This window comes from Thermodesulfobacteriota bacterium (assembly GCA_040754335.1).
Taxonomy (GTDB): domain Bacteria; phylum Desulfobacterota_D; class UBA1144; order Nemesobacterales; family UBA2774; genus 2-12-FULL-53-21.
In genome coordinates, this window is record JBFMCV010000005.1 from 24,614 (window position 1) to 44,513 (window position 19,900).

General features: G+C 51.1%; 18 protein-coding genes and 1 riboswitch. Of the genes, 10 read left to right on the plus strand and 8 right to left on the minus strand.

The features are described 5' to 3' along the window. The 4 genes from yidC to rpmH are packed head-to-tail and all read right to left on the minus strand — an operon-like array spanning position 1 to position 2,415. On the minus strand, positions 1–1,683 hold the full coding sequence (gene yidC, locus AB1598_11010) for a membrane protein insertase YidC (GenBank protein MEW6145536.1): 1,683 nt from the start codon (positions 1,681–1,683) through the stop codon (positions 1–3). An 11-nt stretch (positions 1,684–1,694) separates the two neighbouring features. Continuing rightward, entirely contained in the window at positions 1,695–1,919 is a 225-nt protein-coding gene (yidD, locus tag AB1598_11015) for a membrane protein insertion efficiency factor YidD (protein MEW6145537.1), read from the minus strand. After that, complete coding sequence (rnpA, locus tag AB1598_11020) at positions 1,916–2,269, minus strand: ribonuclease P protein component (GenBank protein ID MEW6145538.1); 354 nt, start codon at positions 2,267–2,269, stop codon at positions 1,916–1,918. The genes yidD and rnpA overlap by 4 nt, the downstream gene beginning before the upstream one ends. Further along, positions 2,266–2,415, minus strand: coding sequence for a 50S ribosomal protein L34 (gene rpmH / locus AB1598_11025; GenBank protein ID MEW6145539.1), 150 nt, complete (start codon positions 2,413–2,415; stop codon positions 2,266–2,268). The genes rnpA and rpmH overlap by 4 nt, the downstream gene beginning before the upstream one ends. A gap of 557 nt (positions 2,416–2,972) precedes the next feature. On the opposite strand from rpmH, the gene AB1598_11030 reads away from it, so the two are divergent. The 3 genes from AB1598_11030 to AB1598_11040 all read left to right on the plus strand — a co-directional run bounded on the left by AB1598_11030 (position 2,973) and on the right by AB1598_11040 (position 6,378). Next, positions 2,973–3,725 carry a lytic transglycosylase domain-containing protein gene (locus AB1598_11030; GenBank protein ID MEW6145540.1) on the plus strand — a complete coding sequence of 251 codons (753 nt, stop codon included), beginning with the start codon at positions 2,973–2,975 and terminating at the stop codon, positions 3,723–3,725. A gap of 684 nt (positions 3,726–4,409) precedes the next feature. After that, complete coding sequence (locus tag AB1598_11035) at positions 4,410–5,288, plus strand: LLM class F420-dependent oxidoreductase (protein ID MEW6145541.1); 879 nt, start codon at positions 4,410–4,412, stop codon at positions 5,286–5,288. An 82-nt stretch (positions 5,289–5,370) separates the two neighbouring features. Further along, the gene (locus AB1598_11040; GenBank protein MEW6145542.1) at positions 5,371–6,378 is read left to right on the plus strand and encodes a carbon-nitrogen hydrolase family protein; all 1,008 of its coding nucleotides are present in this window, start codon (positions 5,371–5,373) and stop codon (positions 6,376–6,378) included. Between the two features lie 47 nt (positions 6,379–6,425). Here AB1598_11040 and AB1598_11045 read toward each other — a convergent pair whose 3' ends face one another. After that, positions 6,426–7,970, minus strand: coding sequence for a nicotinate phosphoribosyltransferase (locus tag AB1598_11045; protein MEW6145543.1), 1,545 nt, complete (start codon positions 7,968–7,970; stop codon positions 6,426–6,428). 294 nt (positions 7,971–8,264) lie between these two features. Further along, positions 8,265–8,351, plus strand: a riboswitch (cyclic di-GMP riboswitch). A gap of 123 nt (positions 8,352–8,474) precedes the next feature. Here AB1598_11045 and AB1598_11050 point away from each other — a divergent pair. Then, on the plus strand, positions 8,475–8,966 hold the full coding sequence (locus AB1598_11050) for a hypothetical protein (protein MEW6145544.1): 492 nt from the start codon (positions 8,475–8,477) through the stop codon (positions 8,964–8,966). 226 nt (positions 8,967–9,192) lie between these two features. Here AB1598_11050 and AB1598_11055 read toward each other — a convergent pair whose 3' ends face one another. Further along, the gene (locus AB1598_11055; protein MEW6145545.1) at positions 9,193–9,975 is read right to left on the minus strand and encodes an ABC transporter permease; all 783 of its coding nucleotides are present in this window, start codon (positions 9,973–9,975) and stop codon (positions 9,193–9,195) included. Beyond that, positions 9,972–10,535, minus strand: coding sequence for a hypothetical protein (locus AB1598_11060; protein ID MEW6145546.1), 564 nt, complete (start codon positions 10,533–10,535; stop codon positions 9,972–9,974). The genes AB1598_11055 and AB1598_11060 overlap by 4 nt, the downstream gene beginning before the upstream one ends. A gap of 566 nt (positions 10,536–11,101) precedes the next feature. Here AB1598_11060 and AB1598_11065 point away from each other — a divergent pair. Beyond that, positions 11,102–11,833 carry a hypothetical protein gene (locus AB1598_11065; protein MEW6145547.1) on the plus strand — a complete coding sequence of 244 codons (732 nt, stop codon included), beginning with the start codon at positions 11,102–11,104 and terminating at the stop codon, positions 11,831–11,833. Positions 11,834–12,536: 703 nt separating this feature from the next. After that, positions 12,537–13,943, plus strand: a complete 1,407-nt coding sequence (gene gltX / locus AB1598_11070; protein ID MEW6145548.1) for a glutamate--tRNA ligase — start codon at positions 12,537–12,539, stop codon at positions 13,941–13,943. A gap of 72 nt (positions 13,944–14,015) precedes the next feature. On the opposite strand, the gene AB1598_11075 is transcribed toward gltX, so the two are convergent. Further along, complete coding sequence (locus AB1598_11075) at positions 14,016–14,858, minus strand: 3-hydroxybutyryl-CoA dehydrogenase (protein ID MEW6145549.1); 843 nt, start codon at positions 14,856–14,858, stop codon at positions 14,016–14,018. A 156-nt stretch (positions 14,859–15,014) separates the two neighbouring features. Between AB1598_11075 and coaE the strand changes: the two genes are divergently transcribed. The 4 genes from coaE (at position 15,015) to AB1598_11095 (ending at position 19,864) form a co-directional block, all read left to right on the plus strand. Further along, positions 15,015–15,617, plus strand: coding sequence for a dephospho-CoA kinase (gene coaE, locus AB1598_11080; protein MEW6145550.1), 603 nt, complete (start codon positions 15,015–15,017; stop codon positions 15,615–15,617). 700 nt (positions 15,618–16,317) lie between these two features. After that, positions 16,318–17,862, plus strand: a complete 1,545-nt coding sequence (locus AB1598_11085) for an acyl-CoA carboxylase subunit beta (GenBank protein MEW6145551.1) — start codon at positions 16,318–16,320, stop codon at positions 17,860–17,862. A 17-nt stretch (positions 17,863–17,879) separates the two neighbouring features. After that, on the plus strand, positions 17,880–19,373 hold the full coding sequence (accC, locus tag AB1598_11090) for an acetyl-CoA carboxylase biotin carboxylase subunit (GenBank protein MEW6145552.1): 1,494 nt from the start codon (positions 17,880–17,882) through the stop codon (positions 19,371–19,373). Beyond that, the gene (locus AB1598_11095) at positions 19,370–19,864 is read left to right on the plus strand and encodes a biotin/lipoyl-containing protein (GenBank protein MEW6145553.1); all 495 of its coding nucleotides are present in this window, start codon (positions 19,370–19,372) and stop codon (positions 19,862–19,864) included. Before accC ends, AB1598_11095 begins: the two co-directional genes overlap by 4 nt. The last annotated feature ends 36 nt before the right edge of the window (positions 19,865–19,900 follow it).

Genomic DNA, 19,900 nt, shown 5'->3' on the forward strand with positions numbered 1-19,900 from the left:
TCATCCTCCTTTAGGAGTGTTTACGAGACGGTTAACGTAAATCTGCTGTCCTATCGAAAGTATATTGCTAACCGTCCAGTACAGTATCAAGCCCGAAGGCAGTCCCCAAAACATCACTGTGAAAATTATAGGCATAAATTGCATCATTTTCATCTGCAGCTGCATATTTTCATTCCCGGCCGTAGGAGTCATCGGCGTCATCTTCTGGGATATGAACCATGAGACGCCCATCACGAGGGGGAGAATCCTGAAGGGTATCCCTATGCCGGGTATGTCGAACAGATGCTCGGGCTCGGAAAGGTCGTTTATCCATAGAAAGGAGCTGTGCCTCAAGTCTATGGAATGGAGGAACACGTCATAAAGCGCAACGAAGACGGGCAGCTGTATGAGGAGAGGCAGGCAGCCTCCGAGACTGCTGAGAGGGTTGATGCCGTTACTCGTATAAAGCTTCATGAGCTCGGAATTCTGTTTTGCCTTGTCGTCCTTGTATTTCTCTTTGAGCGCGTCCATCTTGGGCTTGATCTTTTCCATCTTGACCTGCATCTGCTTCATGGAAACCATGCTCTTGATAGTGAGAGGGAGGAAAATCAGCCTCATTATCACCGTGATCACAATTATGGAGATCCCGTAATTGTGAAAATAACTGTTGAGCCATTTGAGGAAATCCAGGAGAGGCTTCGCGAGAAACTCGACCCAGCCGTAGTTGATCGATTCCTGGAGATTGTAGCCTACCGCCTTAACGGTATCGTACTCGAGCGGCCCGAGATACACATCCCAGTTCTTGACCGAGGTTTTTCCGGCGGGGACCGTGTCTCCTGGATATCTGTAGAGCGCCTTCACGAGGCCTTTGTCCCCGACAGGGCTCAGCGTGACCGTCGTTGCCGCGCCGGTCTCAGGGAGGAAGCTCGATATGAAGTATTTCTGCGAGTACCCGAACCAATCTATGACCCCGCTCCAGCTGCGTGCTTCCTTGGGCATCTTGGTTACCCTCTCGACGTCGCCCGAAACGAGTGCGGTGAAGCTCATCGTATTGCCCTCCCTGCCGTGCTCCTCCACCCTGCCGAACCACTTTATTGCGACGTCCTGCTTGATCGGAGAAGTGCCGGGATTGGTCACCTCGAACCTCTGCTTTAATACGTAGCTTGAGGAATCTATGCCGTATACCTTCTTGACGGTCATGCCTTCGGGGGACTGCCAGGTGAGGGTCAATTCCGCGGTCCCGTCAGTTACAGACACATTGTCCTGTCCCGAGTACTGAAAAGGTATGAGATCGGGGACGTTGTAGCCCTTCATCCTGAGGAGCGTGCTGAACCCGGGCGGGGAATCCTTAAAAAGGTTTACGGGGGCTCCGCCATTTGTGCTCTCTTTAAACTTCTTCAGCTCCCATTTGTAAATCCTGCCGCCAGCGGTGTCTATAACACCGTGATAGAGGGGGGTGTCGACCGATATGAGCCTGCCCTCTGGTGAAAAGTGGATGTTGTCGGAGTCGGCCTCTTCCTGGAAGTCTTGAGACCGGCCGGCCTCTTCAGCGCCCGGGGCGGGCGAGGACTCTGTGGATACCTCCGTTCCCGCCGGTTTCTTCACCTGCTTCTTGTCCGGCGTAGAAAAGAAATACGTGTAGCCGAAGAATATTAAAATCGATAGTACGAAAAATATGATTGTATTGATCTTGTTGTCAGTCATCCACTCGTCCTTTACCGAACCGGATCATATCCGCCGGCACTCAACGGGTGACATCTCGCGATTCTTTTGAGAGTAAGCCACGAACCCCTCCATGGGCCGTATTTCTTGAGGGCGTCTATCGCATACTCCGAACAGCTGGGATAGAATCTGCAAGAAGAGGGTAATATAGGAGAGACCGCATATTTGTAAACCTTTATCAGCAAGGTAGCCAGATACACCAATAAATTCGAAATCATGATAACTTAGACCCGAGTGTTTCCTCGATCTCTCTTTTCGCCGAAGAGTAATCGAGCTTTTCGCTTCCCTTTTTGGCAACAAAGACCACGTCCTTCGATCCGAAGAGGGGTTTATTCAGCCGGAATACTTCCCTCAAGACCCTCTTTACACGGTTCCTCTCAACAGCGCCGGGCACCGCCTTTTTACCGACCACGAGCCCCAGCCGTGGATAACCGAGCGAATTGGGAGCGCACAGTATGCTGAAATGCTCTGTATTGAGCCTTTTGCTCTTCCCAAAAATCTCTTCGTATTCAGAGTTTGTACGGATTTTTAATTCTTTTGGGAAAGATAAACTCACCACAAAGTTCATTTCTTCCAGCGCTTAACCGTGAGACTGTGCCTGCCCTTGGCGATCCGTCTCTTGAGAGTGCGCCTTCCGCCCGTAGTGCTCATTCTTTCGCGAAACCCATGCACCCTTAATCTTTTCTTTTCGTGAGGTTGATATGTTCTTTTCATAACGCGCCCTAAAAATTAACACGAAAAGTTTTTACGGTCAAGAAAATAGCCCTCGTTCCCCGAGACGGATATTCCTCTCCACAACCCCCCGGCATCGCCTCAAAACCAGCAACGCCCTTTTTTATAAAAATAGCATACTTGTACGCTATTGCAATATAAGATAGTAATATCACTTAGAATTACGCCTAAATCAGGGGGTTTTCATCTCGCAATTGCGTATATATTTCTTGACAACCGGAGACTCCCCCTTATAGTATTTGACCGTGAAAATAAAAAAGTTATGGAAAACGCAAAACTCAACGGGAATACTTAGAACAAATCGTTTTAAAGAAAACACACCGTTTGAAGTGAAAGATTTGATTGACGAGCCGATTTACGCAAAAGCAGCCGTGAAAGAAGCATACATAGCGGACTTCGATTCGCTCAAGCCCTTCGGACGAGAAAGCTAATTTAAAACGGGGTCTGAAAACACTTTTAAATCCGCGAAATCCAAATAAACCGACTTTCCGCCGCAGAGCACAATTACTGTCTCAATCCCACTCAGCGAGGAGATATATATGATACGGAACCTCTACGATTTCTTTATGATTTCCCTTTTTGGACTGGTCAAGGTCACCTTATTTATTCTTTTCTTCTGCGTTTCGATGTTATTTCTGGATAAATCGAACGATCCGTTTATGGATGAAAAACCCGCATTCGCGGGCTCGCTCGCGAAGCCGGGCGGAATCGAGTACCTGATGGCGGGATCCACCGTAAAAGAGCCGAAGGCGGCGGAGTCGTCAGAGCCCAGGATAGAGGAGATGACCTCCGAGGAAGCAGAGATCTACTTTTTCATATTGAGGTTATCGGATTCGATAAACCAGTCAAACGCGCGCAAGCTCGCGAAGCTGATCGTCAAGGAATGCGACAATTACGAGAACCTGGACCCCTACCTGATACTCGCCGTAATTCAGGTCGAGAGTGAATTTTCTCCGAAAGCTATTTCCAAAAGAGGCGCGATCGGCCTCATGCAGGTCATGCCCGGAACCGCGGAATACATCGCGAAGGAGATGGGAATCTATTACAGCGGCAGAAAATCATTATACGACCCCTTACTAAACGTCAGGCTCGGCATTCATTACCTGTCCTTGCTGACCGAGCGGTACGATTCCACGGAGAACGCTCTCGACGCGTATAACTACGGCCCATCCAATTTCGAAAAGGCGCAGGCCTCCGATTCGGACAGGAAGCCGTCGAGATACGCGAAGAAAGTTCTTAATTTCAAAAAAAATCTCGAAGAAGAAAGCCTAATTCTGGCCAAGAACAGCTGAGGGCTCCCCGCGGAGGTAAGCAAGTAATTCGGGGACAGAGGATGATGCAGGGAACGGGGTTATAAGCTGAGAAAGATTATGATCTTTGTTAGCTCTGAGCTTGCTTAAGGACTTGGAATACATAAAGAAAGCAACATATATTTTCTTCTTTTATCTTCTTCTTTTCCATTCCTGAATCGAATCCTGAAAAAGGTTCAGGTCGTGGTTCAGGATAGGCCGGGACATGGTTCAGGATGGGTGGATGGAAATCAAAAAACAAACAATAGATTTCTCACCTTCGGTTCGAAATGACATCCGTTGATGACTCGACAAGCTTCCCCCTTCACTAATGCTTCGGGGGACAAACGGAGCAAACGGGAATGGTATAATTGATGAGAGGAAGGTATCCCCTCACCCTAACCCTAACTTGGTTTAGGCAGCATTGAGGCTGAAGTCGATAGGCCGTATGAGCTCCGTTGTAGATCCGACCGGTTCTTGTGCACGCTCAGAACCGTTCCACGAAGGGGAGAGGGAATTTTTTTGCATGTGTCCGCCCGCCGCCGATTCCGTAATGACGGGGAAACAACCCCCCCTTCATTTCTTATCATCCAGGAGAATTCCACACCGAATTATTTTACGTCTACGACATAGAACAGCCGGGCATTTTATTTCAATCACGAGACGTGATGTTAAAATTAATGCCGGATGAAATTCGGAATAGCCGTCCCCAATTTCGGCAAGTACGCGGGCAGGGAGCAGATACTCGAGGCGTCGGAGCTCGCAGAAGAGCTCGGCTACGACTCCCTCTGGGTCAGCGACCATGTGGTGATCCCTTCCTCTCATAAGGTGTTCGGAGATACCTTTCACGACCCCCTCGTTATTCTCGCCTATATAGCGGCAAAAACGGATAAAATAGAGCTCGGGACGAGCGTGATAATACTCCCTTACCGAAACCCGCTGGTCCTCGGGAAGATGGTCTCGACTCTCGACACGCTTTCCCGGGGGAGGGTCATTCTGGGTGTGGGCGCGGGGTGGCTCGAGGAGGAATTCGACGCGCTGGGGGTGAGTTTCAAGGAGCGCGGGAAGATAACGGACGAATATATAGAGATACTGAAAGAGCTCTGGACGAGCGAAAACCCGGAATATCGCGGTGACTATCATGCATTCTCGAATATCAAATTCCTTCCGAAACCGTTAAGCAAGCCCTACCCCCCGATCTGGGTCGGAGGGATGAGCCCGAGGGCCGTGGAACGCGCTGCATTATATGGGGACGGCTGGCACCCCTTCGGGCTGACTCCCGGGGAGTTCCGCGAGAAGGCGGAGTATCTGAGATCAATCCTCCCGCCCGACAAAAAAGATATGTTCGTCATGTCGCTCAGAAGGAACATCGAGATAAACGAGGAGAGGGAATTCAGTCCGGACGACACGCTAAGGGGAGGGAAAGAAAAAATAACAAAGGGGATAAGGGAATACATGGACGCAGGCGTCGAGCACCTTATACTATATATATTAGCGGGGGACTATAAAGGGATTCTCAAAACGCTCAGGGTCTTCGCCGGGGAGATTAGGCCGGGGTTCGAATAATTATACGTCCGTTGACAGAAACTTCGGGTTCGTGGGATAATGGGGTTCGGGACAAATCCGGAAAACAGGGGGGAATCGTAAAATGGAAAACGGGAGCAGGAAATTCACCGCGGCGGCCGTGCAGGCGTCGCCCGTGTTTTTAAACAAGGCCGAGACGATCGGGAAGATCGTGAGCCTCATCGAGGAGGCGGCCGGCAACGGAGCGAGTTTCATAGTGTTCCCCGAGGCTATCGTCCCCTGTTACCCGTACTGGCCTAAGGACATCGGCACCGCAGAAGGGAGAAAGCACATCCTCGACGCATACATCGAGCTGCACAAGAACTCGGTCGATATACCGGGGAACGATGCTGACAAGCTCTGCGAGGCCGCGAAGAAGGCGGGGGCCTACGTTGTAATAGGCGTGAACGAGAGGGAGGGCGGCACTCTTTACAACACAATCCTGTATATAGACAAAAACGGCGGAATCCTGGGGAAACACAGGAAGCTCATGTCTATAGACAGCGAGAAGTGCATCTGGGGGAACGGAGGCGCGGAGGATTTGGGAGTGTTCGATACGGACATCGGGAAAGTGGGCGGGTTTTTCTGCTACGAGCACCACATGACGCTCGCAAAGGCCGCGATGTTCATGAAGGGGGAAGAGATACACGCGGGGCTCTGGGCGGGGCACGGGTTCGTAAAACCGACCATGGATTTCGCGAGCCGCGAGTACGCGTTCGAAGGGCAGGTGTTCGTGGTCGCGTCCTCGGGACACATCACGGAGGACATGGTGCCCGACAGCTTCCCGCTGAAAAAATATACTATGTGGGACTATCCCGGCGGAGCGGGCATCATAAACCCGAGGGGGGAATACCTTGCAGGTCCCATTTACGGGAAGGAAGACATAGTCTACGCCGACATAGACACGGACATGATAATTCGCGCGAAAGCGGTCATAGACGGCGTCGGGCATTTTTCGAGGCCCGACATACTGACGCTCGAGATCAAGGGATATGACCCCGGTAAAGAGAAGGCGGGGAACGGAAGCCGGAGCCGGCGGCAGAAAAAATCCGGGAAGCCGTCAGCAGCGGAAAAAGTCAGGCCGCAGTCCTGAAATTCAGGTCTGATTTCGGGGGAACTAGCCGGGCGGTTATCAAATTATCAGACGCTTTCCTTCTCTATCGACTCTATTAGCTCCTGCTTCAAGTTCCAGAGCTTCTCGGAAAGAGAAACGTGATAGATGTGAGGATTCATGATCCTCCTCACTCCCGAATCGAGTCTCTCTATATCTTCGATTCTCCTCACCCTGATATCCTCTATGGAAGGAAAATCGTAAACGAGCCTGCCCTCGTCGAGCACTTTTACCAGAAGCGGCTCCGTCCTGCTTATCTCGCTATGCTTCATTATCCTGAACTTTGTGTGGTCTGAAGGGTGGTGCATCTTTAATAAGCCCGCCTCCCCGGGATCGCCTTCGTCTATCGTGAGCAGGTCTGCCGTCGCATACCCCCTCCTGTCATATATGCGCCAGGCCATTTTATTGCCCGGGTTGAGCGTCTTTTTCGGGGTTTCGGACAATTTTATAGCCGGCACCCACTCGGACCTCTCCCTCACGGCGACGAGCTTGTATACACCGTCGAGAGCGGAATCCCCCCTGGAGGTAATGAGCTTCGTCCCCACCCCGTAGACCAGGCGCTTTATGAGGCTGTCGGGGTCGAGCCCGTAACGGGGCGCCTCTTCCTCGATCTGTGTTATCACCTGCCAGACGACGAGCTCGTCGAGCTGGTTCGAGAGCACAATCTTCGTATCGGTGAAGCCTGCGCTGTCGAGCATCTTCGCCGACTGTATGGAGAGATACGCGAGGTCGCCCGAATCTAGCCTGATGCCTAGGGGCTTGTGCCCTTTCCTCCGGAGCTCCTCGAATACCTTTATTGCGTTAGGCACGCCGCTCTCGAGCGTGTTTATGGTATCCACCAGCAGGAGACAGTCATCCGGATACACATCGGCGTAAGCCCTGAAGGCGCCTAACTCACCCTCGCCCAAAGCCATGAACACCTGCACCATGCTGTGCGCGTGCGTGCCCTTGGGCGGAAAACCGAGAACGTGCGAGATGCCGACCGTCGATGAAAAGTCGGCCCCGCCAATGAGCGCAGCCCTTATGCCGGCATTGACCCCGAGGTCGGGCCCTCTCCTCATTCCGAATTCGAGTATCGGCTGCCCGCGTCCCGCCTCCCTTATACGCGCGGCTTTCGTGGCTATGAGTATAGGGTAGTTGAGCTTGTTGAGGAGAGGCGACTCCAGTATCTGAGCCATGGGAAGGGGACCCTGAATCACCGTCACGGGAGCGTTCGGATGGACGACCCTGCCCTCGGGAACGGATAGCATCGTTATCCCTTCGAAATTGCCGTGCTTCCTCAGCCATCCGAGAAAATCATCCGCAAATAGAGGCTCGCCGAGCTGCCCGGTCTGCGTCTTGAGATAGCTTATCTCCTCGTCCCCGAACGCAGCGTCCTTCATCCACTCCGCCAGCCATTCGAGCCCGGCGTTCACGCAGTAACCAGCCTTGTGGGAACCGTAATCCGGATAGCTCCTGAAGAAGTGATCGAACTGAGCGTGCGTCTCGTGAAGCCCGAACCTGAAATAGAGCTGGGCCATCGTGAGCTGGTACTGGTCGGTAAAGAGTATCCCTTCAGCTATTCTGTTATCCATTTTGAAACAGGGCCATGGATTATTTATTTTTTAGCGGGAATCTACGGGTCTTAAAACGTAATCGAAAGCCCGTCCATTAATGTATAGTTTTTTTTTAATCCCAAGTCAACAATGAGTGCCCGTTTGAGAATGCTCTTTCGATGGACAAAAGGGCAGGCTCAAGTAAATGCCAACATTACAATTTTTGGAATAATATGCCGTAATGCTAAATTTATTGACAATCTACGATATTCCTTATAATATTTGTTATAATAGGTCGATACGGGTAAAGATGTAATAATTATTGTCAAAATCCGTATGAAACGGCAAACCACTCGAAAGGATGGGAAGAAAAGCATAGGTCTGAAGGGATAGTAACCCAATGGCTGCAATGCCGCCGAAACGGGAAAAAACACAGCGTCTATCTCGAATTTCACCGACCGCCCTGATACTGATTCCCGAAATAAAATTACCGTCCAACGAGAACGTTGCCGATGAGGGCGCGGTTAGTACGGATAGGGCGAGATGGAAACCATCGGAAAAGTTCTCTGTATTACCCTGCTCACCGTCTTCGGCTCGGCGGCTGCAACCGTCTACATCGTCGATTCGGATATATTACCTTCCTACCTCGACAAACCCACCCCTGTCTACACATCGGACGTAAAGGAGCAGGAGAAACCCGCTGATTTCCAAAACGCCACTTACTCAAGAGAGAGGGAAAGGATAAATTACGCAGACGCGGAAGAGGAAAGCTACGAAGCCGAGGAATATTCGGATGTAAAGCCCATCTGGGGGCAGAGCTACGATTCTCATCCGGCCGCGCCTCTGAGGAGCGAAGAGAGAGCGCGGGAGCTCGCCCAAAACAACTCCCTAGACTCTATCATTCAGAATATCGATTACTGGAGCGACCAGTATTCGAACGCAGTAAGCTCCGGAAGGCAGGCGAGCGCCGATAACGCGCTGCGCAACTATTCCGAATATAAGAAAGCCCTCGATATAAAACAATCCGGTCAATAAGCCACAGCGTGCAGAAACCAGTCAGCGGATAAGGTCAGGAATGACGACGGCACAGAAAACTGCCTGATAATACGCACTTCGAGACGCTTCCGTCTTCGCCAAATGCTACGCCGGATCACGCTACGATTCAAAGCCTCCGGGCGACGTGCCGCAAGCAGGACGAACGGCTTGAGTCTTGCTTCCGAATCAGGCCAGAATTGATTAACTTCTGAAGCGATGATCCAGGCTAGAGAAGGAGAAAGAGCTTCGTAAGGAAAAAATCTCCGATTATTATGAGGAGGAGAGCTACCACGACGGTCGTTGTCGTCGCCCTTCCGACGCCCTGCGTCCCGCCTTCGGCCCTCATCCCGACATAGCATCCGGTGATAGCCACTATTATCCCGAAGAAGAATGTCTTCGAGATACCGCTTACGAAATCGTCTATGGTCACCCACTCGAGTATGCTTGAAATAAAGAGCCTTGGCTTCACGTCGAGGTCGATGTTCGCCATTATCATCGCGCCTAAAATCCCCGTGAAGTCGGATATTATCGCGAGGAAGGGGAAAGAGATGACAGCCGCCACGAGCCTCGGTACGACGAGCTTCCTCAAGGGGTCTGCGCCGAGCGTCCTTATGGCGTCTATCTGCTCGGTTACTTTCATCGACCCTATTTCGGCGGTAATACCGGAGCCGACCCTGCCCCCCACGAGGAGAGACGTTACGACGGGGCCGAGCTCCCTGACGAAAGAGAGGGAGACGACGGGGCCGACGACGCCCTTTGCGCCGAACCACGCGAAGCCCCATGCGAGCTGGACTACCATGACCATGCCTATCGCCATTGCGGACGCTATAACAATGGGTATCGATTTAAAGCCGATCTCGTCGAGCTGCTCGAGCACGAGCCTGTAATTAAACGGCCGGGTGAAGCTCGCATAGACAGACCTATAGAGGAACAGCCAAACGTCACCCAGCTGCTCGATGAAGGATACGCATGAAGACCCGAGGCGGGATATGTAGCTATAGATGATCATAGCACCCTGAACTGAGAAATAAATTCGTTAAATACCTGCGCCCCCGTATCGAACCTTGCAGGAGACGAGGCGTATGTAAAATCATACACGCAATTGTTCATTTTAAATACGCGCGTCTCTATCTTGACGGGAGTGTTGTTCAGGCTTCCCGTATATACGGTCATAAGCGCGGGCTGCCCGTCTATCTGAGTCTCCTGCCTCGACTCAGCCTTCTTGTCCTTCACGCCTACTATGAGCGATTCCGAGAGCGCCTTTAAGCTGTACTTCATCTTGCGCTCGTCGCATGTCGAATTCACGGTTATCGTGGAATCGTTGGAGGGGTTACTGAATGCGAGGTCCCCTCCCTCGATGTCTATCCTTTTCCACCCGTCGGGCAAAGAGCCTATCCGGTATGACGTCGAATCGGACGTATAAACCTGCCCGTCGAGCTTCCCTTTATCGCCCGAACCCGCGGAGGCGTAGTAGCCCACGAACTTTCCGATAGAGCAGGAACCGAGAAACACCGCAGCAGATATTAATAAAAATATGCCCTTTATCTTTGGATAATTTAGCTTGTACAAGATTTTCCCTATAAAACCGAGGCGGGCCGCAACAATCGGGCCGACGGGTTCTCAATAATACTCAAAACATTCAATAAAACCAAACAAATCTCAACACCGAGTAATTGTATCCCCTATTTCGAGGAAATAAAACGAGCCGGAGAATTTTAAATACATATAACGTACCCCCGAATCAAGTTTTTCTATCCGAATTCCTCCGATTTTAAACGGTCAAATTTTCCGGGGTTCACCGGCCTATTCTTAGCGGGGAGGAGCGGTATGGAAAAAAATTAAGACTACTTATACTCATTCCGGCTTTCGATAAATAGACAGCACAAAAGTATGCTAAGATATTCAGGAGATTAAGAAATCTCTTATTTTTCAGGATGAGCTCCTGGGTAAACGCCATAGATCACACAACGCCAAATTAAAGGTTCATGACTAACCTGAGATTATTCTCTTATATTGCCTTAATATATTTTTTTACCTGGACTTTATCTAACTGGCCCGCATTACATGTAGCCTGGTGGCATTCAGATGACTATGCTTTTGGAGAACGCTCCTGTTCAAGTCTTTTTCATGAGGGTTTGATAAACGGTAGACCGGTTGCAGGACTATGGTTTACTACATTCTGTCCCGCTCAAGTATCTAACCTCGATATCTACAACATTTTGATCAGGTTTATTCAAGGAATTTTCCATTGCCTAGCCGCCTCAATAGCGGCACTTTTAATTTTGATTCAGACAAAAAAGTGGACAGCTATTATCGGGGTAATGGCATTTTTGTTATGGCCTTTCAATGGAGAAGCTGTGCTATGGAGATCCGCCGGTCTTTATCCGTTAGGGGCATTCCTGGGTTTACTCGGAGTTTTTTCAATTCACCACAGTAAGAAATTTTCACTTACATACAATATTACGGGTTTTTTACTGATTGTTCTCGCAATGCTAACTAATGTGGTTTCTGCTTTAAGCGGCATATTAATCTGGAGCCTTATTTTAATCCTTGATACCGACGAGAAAGAAGAGGTTATCGGTAAAGGATTGATTTACAAAACATCTATACTGGCGCTCGGATATTTACTTGGCGGGATACTGAGTTACGTTATCGCCTCGAACTACAATATCATAACTGACAATCGGGCTACTTTTGCCTCTTCATCATCCATTTTAACAAAACCACAATATTTTTTTGATCTGTACTATTCGTCAATTTTTAACAGAAATCATTACCCGATTTGGCTGGACATCTTGATACTCGTCATTGTATTAATTCTTATAACGAGGATTATAATCAAAATACGGAGCGGTCATATTCTTTAAAGCTGATTTCTCTTTACCTGATATTATCGGCATCTTTACTATTGAGTCCATTTTTTACCTTATTGTTGATTTCCGAGAATAATACTTCCTGGAGGGTGATGTATCTGGCTCCTTTCATTTTAACTTCTATTTTTGTTATTTTAGTGGAGCTCATTCAGAATCGGAGAGCACAAGCCGTAGTCATAATTCTTTTTTGCCTGATTCTTTTAGCATTCATCAGAATATCGTGGACATTTTCATCCGAGTACCCCGAATTATTTAAACAGGATCTTCAGGTTCTCGGAAACATTGAGAACTCTATAACCGCGGCACAAATCGAGGGCAACTCGATATTTGTTTCGACGAGAAAAGAATACATACAAAATACAAACCCATATAATTTGAGATACTTGAACGGTAATTCAAAATCTTCGGCTTTTTTCAGAAGCTGGTCGGCTCATCCCTTTATCCGCAGGTATTCATGGTTAGTACCCAAAGACGATATTAAAACGGAAATCGAATGCGACTCATATTGCAAATCAAATATAAAGGACAAGTCGTTTCAATTGTTTATAATGAAGGACAACGAAACAACATGCGTCTGCCCTTGAAAATGAACTGCCGCTGTATGACTGTGCGATAAGTAAAGTTAGATTTTCAATACGAGGGAATCAAACAGGAGAAGTTTGACTCCCCTCCGACTCTAAATTAACATTTTACCCCCATGACCGTAAGGACCCGATTCGCCCCGAGCCCCACAGGCTCTCTTCACATAGGAGGGGCCAGGACAGCCATTTTCAACTGGCTCTTCGCCAGGCACAGCGGCGGGCAATTCATACTCCGCATAGAGGACACAGACCGCTCACGTTCGACCGAGGAATCGATACTGGAAATCACGGACGCCATGAAGTGGCTCGGCCTCGAATGGGACGAGGGGCCTTTCAGACAGTCGGACAGGCTACATATATATAAAGATCTCGCTGAGAAGCTCATCGCATCGGGGCATGCGTACAGGTGCTACGTAACGCCTGAGGAGCTCGACGGGAAGAGAAAAGAGGCCCAGGAAAGGGGAGAGGTGTTCCATTACAGACGCGAATGGGCGGACAGGAACGCGGGGCCGGACAAGCCCTACGCAATAAGACTCCTTACGCCCGACCAGGGGACTATAGAGGTGCACGATCTTTTGCGGGGGAAGGTCGTATTCGACGCCGGGGAAATAGACGATTTCGTGATACTGAAGACTGACGGCTTCCCGACCTATAATTTCGCGGTCGTCGCGGACGACTCGCTCATGGGGATAACGCACGTCATAAGAGGGGACGACCACCTTATAAATACGCCCAGGCAGGTGCTCATATATGAAGGTCTTTCGCTCAAAGTGCCGGAGCTCGCGCACGTCTCGATGATACTCGGGCCCGACGGAAAGAGGCTAAGCAAGAGGCACGGGGCAACTTCGGTCGTGGAATACAGGAAAGGTGGTTACCTCCCCGAGGCTCTCGTAAATTATCTGACGCGGCTCGGATGGTCGTTCGGCGACCAGGAGATATTCACTACAGAAGAGCTCATAGAGAAATTCACTCTCCACAACGTGGGGAAATCGGCCGCCGTGTTCAATCCCGAAAAGCTCGACTGGCTGAACGGATGGTACATTCGTAACAAGCCGCCCGAAGAGACAGCGGAGCTCGTGCTCCCCATACTCCTCGATAAAGGCATAAAGGCCACGCTCGATCGGAAGCTCGTAATGATCGTAAAGGAGCTCGGTCAGAGGGCCAAGACGCTTCTCGATATAGCCGATTCACTCGGATACTTTTACGCAGAGGACATCGAGTACGAGGAGAAAGCGGCTGGAAAGTTCCTCACACAGGATAATCTCGACGTCCTGAAAGACCTGGCCGGGAAGCTTTCAGAAACGGGTTCATTCACGGCGGGCGATATACAAAAGGTATTCGAGGGCATAATGGAGGAGAAGGGGCTCAAGCTCGGAACAATCGCACAGCCAGTGAGGGTCGCGCTCACAGGGGTGACGGTGAGCCCCGGCATATTCGAGGTGATGGAGATAATGGGGAAGGATATGGTTTTAAAAAGGCTCAATAAAGCAATCGAATTTATATCCGCCGGGAAGCACGCCTGAAAATATAGACTTAACCCTCAATTTCCCGAACGAAAGTATTAAGGTCCTTCCCTCAGTGTACGCCGCTATATATCAGTATTGAAAGAAGCCCTTCCCGGATTTGCGCCCGAGCCACCCTGCCCTGACCATCTGCCTCAGTAAAGGCGCAGCCCTGTACTTAGAATCCTGGAACTCCTTGTAGAATACGTCCATCACGTCTATGGTTACGTCGAGCCCTATCAGGTCAATGAGCGCGAGAGGGCCTATGGGCTGGTTAGTGCCGAGCTTCATGGCCTTGTCTATGTCTTCCGCAGTCCCGACGCCGTCAGAATAAGCGAACACCGCCTCGTTTAGCATCGGTATCAGTATCCTGTTCACGATGAAGCCGGGGATGTCCTTCGTCCTGACGGGCTCCTTTCCGAGAGCAGTTGCAAAATCGAAGGCGAACTGCGCCGTCTCGTCCGACGTCGCGAGCGTCTTTATTATCTCGACCAGCTTCATCACGGGAGCGGGATTGAAGAAATGCATACCGACTACCTTATCCGGCCTCCCCGTCCCGACGGCTATCTCCACGATCGGGAGGGAAGAGGTATTGGTCGCGAGCACGACATCCGGCGACGTCGACTCGTCTAACTTCTTGTAAATCTCCTTTTTAACCTTCATGTCCTCGAAAGCGGCCTCTATCACGAGGTCAACAGCTTTAAAATCCTCATATTTCGTGGTCGTTTTTATCCTCGATACTATGGACTTGCCCTCTTCCTCGCTTATGGTCTCTTTCTTGACGAGCCTGCCGATACTGCCTTCTATCGCCTTCAAGCCCCTGCCTAGGGCCGCATCGGTTACGTCAACCAGCACTACGCTCCTCCCGCTCGAAGCGATTACCTGCGCGATACCCGAGCCCATAGTTCCCGCCCCTACGACACCTACCAGTTTTATATCCTCCGCTTTTTTGGACATGGCGTCCTCCTTTTCTATTCGCAGTTGCGAAATACAGGATTATTATACCCAAATGATAATTTTATCAAGTTCCCCGGCTTATCGACCCGCGCAGCCGATTTGAAAGAGCATTAGCGGCAAATTAAAATACCCCCGATGAAGGTCATAGGCCTTACCGGAAACATAGCCTCGGGCAAGAGCTCGGTCGCGCGGATGTTCGAGGAGCTGGGCGCGCGGATAATCGACGCGGACGATGTCGCCAGGGCGGTCGTCGAGCCTGGAGAGCCCGCCTGGAAAGATGTTGCAGACGTATTCGGGAAGGAGGTGCTCGATCCCGATGGGCGCATAAACAGGAAAAAGCTAGCTGAGATAGTCTTCAGCGATGAAGCCATGAGGGGCAGGCTCAACGATATAACTCATCCGAGGATAAAGGAGAGAATCAGGGATCTCCTGAGGGAGTACGAGGAGGAAGGAGCGTCCATAGCGATGATCGAGGCCACGCTGATCGTGGAGAGGGGGGGACTCAGAAGCCTGTTCGACGGTCTCATCGTAGTGACAGCGGATGAAGAGACGCAGATAGAGAGGCTCATCAGGGACAAGGGCTACACGAGGGAGGAAGCGGTCTCGAGGCTCAAGGCGCAGATGCCGGCAGAAGAGAAGATAAAACACGCGGACTATGTCATAGATAACTCTGGGTCGCTCGATGATACGAGAGCGCAGGTTGAAGCTGTGTGGGAAAAAATCCGCACCTCGGCCTAGAGCTTATGCGAGTTGAGACAGCCCCGGATCTTCGGCTGCCTTCGGCTTTCTTAAGGAGTTGGAATACATAAATAAAGCAAAATATATTCTCTTCTTTCCCTTGATGAAAACACACGTAGTGTGGTCTTTCGAAAAACTGCACAGAATATTGGCTAAACATGCGCACTTCGACATGCTTCCGTCTTCACCAAAGGCTACGCCGGACAAGCAGTACGAACGGGTGGGTTTGATTTATTGAACTGATGTACCCCCTCACCCTAGCCCTCTCCCACGCTGGGGAGAGGGAAATTTTTGCGGGTGTTCAGCCGCCGCCAATTTTGTCAGCCCGGTTAGGAGAAAGACGAGATACTGAATATTTTGGTTTTATGAACGAGTAAATTGAGAATAGTTACATCACCGGATTCAGCCAGTGGAGTCCGATTCTTGCGCACGTTCGAGAACGTAGTTCAGCATGACAAGCAAATTATAGAATTTCAGCCTCGAATTATATAACGTCTACAATAAGGGATGAGTTGATGCCCGAAAAACTGCGCCTGACACCAGGCCCGTTTCCAGGATACCAGTACAGAGGAAACGCCCGACAAAATTCCTCATATTTTCGGGCTACATATGCAAATCCAGTCTCCGCCCTGCAAACTTGCCAATTAGGTATTTACGTAGTATTTTTTTGGATTCTCAAGAACCTTCAAAGGAGCCGATAATGAAGGATAAAATTGCCGTACTCGAAGAAAAGGAAAGAGAGGCCGAAGCCGGGGGCGGCGAAGCGAGGATACAGAAACAGCACGAAATCGGCAAACTCACCGCTAGAGAAAGAATCGAACTCCTCATAGATAAAAACACATTCGTAGAGCTCGACAAGTTCGTCGTCCACAGATGCACCGATTTCGGTATGGACAGCAAGAAGTTCCTCGGGGACGGAGTCGTCACCGGATACGGCAAAATAGACGGGCGTCAGGTCTTCGTCTACGCCCAGGACTTTACCGTTTTCGGAGGGTCGCTCGGAATGGTCCACGGAAAGAAGATATGCAAGGTCATGGACCTCGCAATGCAGGTGGGCGCTCCGATAGTGGGACTCAACGACTCCGGAGGCGCGCGCATACAGGAAGGCGTGGAGAGCCTCGGAGGATACGGGGAGATATTCTGCAGGAACGTGCTCGCTTCAGGGGTCGTGCCGCAGATCTCCGCAATAATGGGGCCATGCGCGGGAGGCGCTGTCTATTCGCCGGCGATAACGGACTTCACCGTCATGGTCAGGAACACGAGCTATATGTTCATCACCGGGCCCGACGTGATAAAGGCCGTCACGCACGAGGAGGTGAACTCCGAGGAATTGGGCGGAGCGATGGTTCACAACTCGAGGAGCGGTGTCGCGCATTTCGCGGTCGAAGACGACAAGGAATGCATAGCGCTCGTAAAAGAGCTCCTCAGCTTCCTGCCTTCGAATAACATGGAAGACCCTCCCAGACACCCGACGGACGACCCTTCCGACAGGAAGGCTACCGCGCTCCGGGCGATAGTCCCTGAAAACCCGAACAAACCGTATGACGTAAAGGACGTAATAAACGCAGTAGTCGACGAAGGTTATTTTTTCGAGGTCCAGGAGCATTACGCCCAGAACATAGTGATAGGGTTCGCGCGCATGGCGGGCAGGGTGATAGGCATAGTCGGAAACCAGCCGAACATACTCGCCGGGTGTCTCGACATAGACGCCTCCGTAAAAGCCGGGAGATTCGTGAGGTTCTGCGACTGCTTCAACATACCCATCCTCACCTTCGAAGACGTGCCGGGCTTCCTCCCCGGAACATCGCAGGAGTGGGGCGGCATAATAAAGCACGGGGCCAAGCTGCTCTACGCCTACAGCGAAGCGACAGTCCCGAGGGTGACGGTCATTACGAGGAAAGCCTACGGCGGGGCGTACGACGTCATGTCGTCCAAACACGTCCGGGGCGACATTGTGATGGCATACCCGACAGCGGAAATCGCGGTCATGGGCTCGGAAGGCGCCGTCAATATTATTTCGCGCGCCCAGATCATGCAGGCCGAGGACCAGGAAGCGGAACGGGCGAAGCTCATCGAGGAATATAAGGAAAGGTTCGCAAACCCCTACAGGGCCGCAGACCTTGGATTCGTAGACGAAGTCATAAGGCCCGAAGATACGAGGCCGAGGGTGATCTCGGCGTTCGAGATGCTGGACGGGAAAAGACAGTCAAACCCCCCGAAAAAGCACGGGAACATACCACTCTAATATAAAAGGATTATTTAATGTTCAAAAAGATTCTCATAGCCAACAGGGGGGAAATCGCGGTAAGGATTATACGGGCCTGCAGGGACCTGGGCGTGAGCACCGTTGCCGTCTATTCGGACGCCGACAGGCGCTCCCTCCACGTAGCGCTCGCCGACGAAGCGTACCACATAGGAGGCTCCGCCCCCGGAGAAAGCTACCTTAATAAAGAGAAAATAATAGACGCTGCAAGAAAGTCAGGCGCCGAGGCGATACACCCGGGATTCGGCTTCCTTTCCGAGAACGAGTCCTTCGCCGACATGTGCGAAAAATCGGGAATCGTGTTCATAGGGCCCTCACCCGAGGCGATACGCCTGATGGGGGATAAAATAACGGCGAGAAAAATCGCCCACGACATTAAAGTGCCGCTCGTGCCCGGCTCGGACGGAGCTGTGAGCGATGTCGAGGCGTCCGTAATCGCCGACGAGATCGGATATCCGGTTATGATCAAAGCGTCGGCCGGCGGGGGCGGGAAGGGGATGAGGCTCGTGAGGAGCAAGGACGAGTTCGACAGCTCACTCCGCATGGCGAGGAGCGAGGCGCGCTCGGCCTTCGGGGACGATTCGGTCTTCGTCGAAAGGTTTATCGAGCGTCCGAGGCACATAGAGATACAGATAATAGCCGACGCGGAAGGTAATACTCTCTACCTGTTCGAGCGCGAATGCTCGATACAGAGGAGGCACCAGAAGGTGATCGAAGAAGCCCCGTCGTCAGCTATCAGCGCAAGAACGAGGAAGCGGATGGGCGAAGTCGCGGTGCGGATCGCAAAGGCGGTTAAATACAAGGGGGCCGGAACTATCGAGTTCATAATGGACCAGAGCCAGAACTTCTACTTCCTCGAGATGAACACGAGGGTCCAGGTGGAGCATCCGGTGACGGAGCTGATAACCGGCTTCGATATAGTGAAGTGGATGATAAGAATAGCCGCGGGAGAGAAGCTCCCGTTCAAGCAGAAGAGCATCGCCATGAAGGGGCACGCGCTCGAGTGCAGGGTTTACGCAGAGAACCCCGAGACGAATTTCCTTCCGTCTCCGGGCGTGATCGAATATTTAAAAACACCGAGCGGACCGGGTATAAGGAACGATTCATCCATATATAACGGCTGCGAGATAACCTCCTTCTACGACCCGATGTTATCCAAGCTCATCGTCTGGGCTGAAACGAGAGAAGCCGCGATCAGGAGAATGGAATCTGCGCTGCGGGAATACGTTGTGCTCGGCGTGAAGACGAACATCGGATTCCTCATACGCGTCATGAACAACGAGGAATTCCGGAAAGGCAAGATCGATACCGGGTTCATAGAAAGACACCCCGAACTTTTAAAACCGCCGGTTCTGGAAATTGAACCGGCATTGATAGCAGCAGCACTCTCGATGAGCGGTGCCGAAAGCGCCGGTCAGCCGGCACAGAAACCGGCATCGAACTGGAAACTCTTTGGCAGAAGATCAGGCGTATCCAGGAGCCCCCTTGCATGACATACACCTTTAAGATCAGAGATCAAATCTATAAGATCAGCCTTGAAAAAGAAGACAGCCTGCTGCAGATGGAAATCGAGGGCAGGAGCGTTGACGTGGATTTCGAGAAAATCGAGGACAACCTTTACTCGGTCCTGATAGACGGGAAGTCCATGACCATAGGGGTTTTCAGGAGAGGCAAGAAAGTCCAGGTCTTTATCGAAGGAGAGCTTTACGAGCTCGAAGCCGTCTCCGAAAGGGAGCAGCGCAAGACCTCGCACATCGTTTCGGGCGTCCAGGAGATCAAGTCGCCCATGCCGAGCAGGGTTGTGAAAATCCTCAAGGGCGAAGGCGATGAAGTGGCGCCCGACGAGGGGCTCATCGTGATCGAAGCCATGAAGATGGAGAGCGAGCTCAAGTCACCGATCGCCGGAACAATAAAGAACTTGATGGTCAAGGAAGGCGACGCTGTCGAATCCGGTACCGTCTTACTCGTAGTCTCGTCGGAATAAGGCCCGACTATAGAACCCGATAATACCCGGGTGAAC

What these genes read in the sequence shown, in the direction of transcription:
- yidC (MEW6145536.1), bottom strand. Translation starts at nt 1,683, where the DNA reads ATGACTGACAACAAGATCAATACAATCATATTTTTCGTACTATCGATT.
- yidD (MEW6145537.1), bottom strand. Translation starts at nt 1,919, where the DNA reads ATGATTTCGAATTTATTGGTGTATCTGGCTACCTTGCTGATAAAGGTT.
- rnpA (MEW6145538.1), bottom strand. Translation starts at nt 2,269, where the DNA reads ATGAACTTTGTGGTGAGTTTATCTTTCCCAAAAGAATTAAAAATCCGT.
- rpmH (MEW6145539.1), bottom strand. Translation starts at nt 2,415, where the DNA reads ATGAAAAGAACATATCAACCTCACGAAAAGAAAAGATTAAGGGTGCAT.
- AB1598_11030 (MEW6145540.1), top strand. Translation starts at nt 2,973, where the DNA reads ATGATACGGAACCTCTACGATTTCTTTATGATTTCCCTTTTTGGACTG.
- AB1598_11035 (MEW6145541.1), top strand. Translation starts at nt 4,410, where the DNA reads ATGAAATTCGGAATAGCCGTCCCCAATTTCGGCAAGTACGCGGGCAGG.
- AB1598_11040 (MEW6145542.1), top strand. Translation starts at nt 5,371, where the DNA reads ATGGAAAACGGGAGCAGGAAATTCACCGCGGCGGCCGTGCAGGCGTCG.
- AB1598_11045 (MEW6145543.1), bottom strand. Translation starts at nt 7,970, where the DNA reads ATGGATAACAGAATAGCTGAAGGGATACTCTTTACCGACCAGTACCAG.
- AB1598_11050 (MEW6145544.1), top strand. Translation starts at nt 8,475, where the DNA reads ATGGAAACCATCGGAAAAGTTCTCTGTATTACCCTGCTCACCGTCTTC.
- AB1598_11055 (MEW6145545.1), bottom strand. Translation starts at nt 9,975, where the DNA reads ATGATCATCTATAGCTACATATCCCGCCTCGGGTCTTCATGCGTATCC.
- gltX (MEW6145548.1), top strand. Translation starts at nt 12,537, where the DNA reads ATGACCGTAAGGACCCGATTCGCCCCGAGCCCCACAGGCTCTCTTCAC.
- coaE (MEW6145550.1), top strand. Translation starts at nt 15,015, where the DNA reads ATGAAGGTCATAGGCCTTACCGGAAACATAGCCTCGGGCAAGAGCTCG.
- AB1598_11085 (MEW6145551.1), top strand. Translation starts at nt 16,318, where the DNA reads ATGAAGGATAAAATTGCCGTACTCGAAGAAAAGGAAAGAGAGGCCGAA.
- accC (MEW6145552.1), top strand. Translation starts at nt 17,880, where the DNA reads ATGTTCAAAAAGATTCTCATAGCCAACAGGGGGGAAATCGCGGTAAGG.
- AB1598_11095 (MEW6145553.1), top strand. Translation starts at nt 19,370, where the DNA reads ATGACATACACCTTTAAGATCAGAGATCAAATCTATAAGATCAGCCTT.